The sequence below is a fragment of the Aliivibrio sp. S3MY1 genome (genome assembly GCF_028765575.1).
GTDB lineage: Bacteria > Pseudomonadota > Gammaproteobacteria > Enterobacterales > Vibrionaceae > Aliivibrio.
Window position 1 is genome coordinate 1 of the sequence record NZ_JARACO010000070.1, and the last position, 1,583, is coordinate 1,583.

The 1,583-nt window shown below is 38.2% G+C and carries 1 protein-coding gene; it reads left to right on the plus strand.

What is annotated here, in order from left to right; genetic code table 11:
• Nucleotides 1–838 precede the first annotated feature (838 nt).
• Nucleotides 839–1,468, plus strand: a complete 630-nt coding sequence (locus PVK62_RS17235; protein ID WP_274445608.1) for a LysE family translocator — start codon at nt 839–841, stop codon at nt 1,466–1,468.
• The last annotated feature ends 115 nt before the right edge of the window (nt 1,469–1,583 follow it).

Below are 1,583 nucleotides of genomic sequence, written 5' to 3' on the forward strand. Positions count from 1 at the left end.
TGTTGATTGGATATTTTGCTCGCTTAATTGAGTCAGTCTAATTAAACTCATTTTACAGCAAATCTTGGTAAATCAGTTCTTTACCAATTTAAGCGGAGCGAAAGCAAGGCTCGTATAACAAAGCAATCAACACGATGCTATTTACATTCGGCATTCGCGGTTTGGAGTATAATTGGTTTTGTAAGTCGGTCTTTCGCACGTGTTATTGCGGCGTTGTGCGTACTGAGTCCGAAATTTTTTGCACGGTTCATCAAAAGGATCGCGGCTTTCGTAGTTTCGGCTTAGTAAGCGTTCCTTTCTTCTTTGTTGCCTTTTGGTTTTCGTATTATCAGGTTCGGCAAATTAACCCTTATTTCCCTAAGTTCAGGCGTTTCAGAAGCTAATTTACGCTTCAATTGTTCTTTGGTTATGCCTCATTTTAGTTTGCATCAGTGTTTTGCTCGCAGTATTTCCAATCCCAATTGTGGCGAGTGTATTTAGTTTATCAGTTCCAAACTAGCTGAAACCAAGCCGTTCAAATGGTGTGAAAAATGTATCTGTTTTCCATTTACTTTATCTCGCATTTTAAGAACATTTTGTTCGCTTAATTACTATCGGTAAATTAGAATCAGTGCTTAGAAAATCTTGGCGGGGCAGTTCTTTACCAAGTTAGCCAAGCCGAAAGTAAGCACGCACAACAATCGCATCAACACGATTTATTACATTCGGCGTTCTGGGTTTGCCTTTAGTTTTGTGATTAAGACGGTTAATTCAGGTTGGTTTGCATAGTAATAAACGTGTTATGCCAGCGTTATATGCTTTTTTAAGCTCACGGCTTAATTTATTGGAATGGTAGGTAATGGAATATTTATTGGTTCTTCTTCATGTGGCTTTGATTTGGATGTTAGCTGTTGCGACTCCTGGTGCTAATGTACTTTTAACGATCAACACTGCACTTAATTACGACCGTAAAATCGCGGTTTTTTCTGCTTTTGGTGTTAGTTGTGCGACGTTACTGTGGTCGTTTTTTGGCGGTTCTGGCTTAGTTATTCTCTTTTCTCATTTCCCTCAATTATTTGGTTTAATGAAAGTGGTAGGTGGCAGTTATTTATTGTATTTGGGAATGCGTCAGATTTATCTAACTCGAAAAATAAAGAGGTTAGGTGAGTTAACTGAAGTCAATCAAACGGTATCACCATCGAAAAGAAAGGTTTTCATTTCAGCGTTTATCACCAGTATTTTAAATCCGAAAACGGGTTTCTTCGTTGTCAGTTTATTCAGTGTTTCCATGCCTGAAAACATGAGTGCAACGATGATATTAGCAATCATGCTAACAATGGCTTCAATTACGCTTAGTTGGCATTTATTCTTAGCTACGGCGTTTTCCCATGAATCAGCTAAAAGCGTTTATGCTCGTATTTCTGGGGTTATAGATTATGTCACTGGTGGATTGTTTACCATTTTTGGCATCAAAGTAATGACCTCATAGTAAGAATGGTTGTTTGCATATAACAAATGCATCAACACGATTTGCTACATTCGGCGTTGTCGGTTTGCCTTTAGTTTCAGTGATTAAGGCGGTAAAATTCAGTTAATCCTGTATC

Coding starts and splice junctions, on each gene's coding strand:
- PVK62_RS17235 (WP_274445608.1), top strand. CDS start 839: ATGGAATATTTATTGGTTCTTCTTCATGTGGCTTTGATTTGGATGTTA.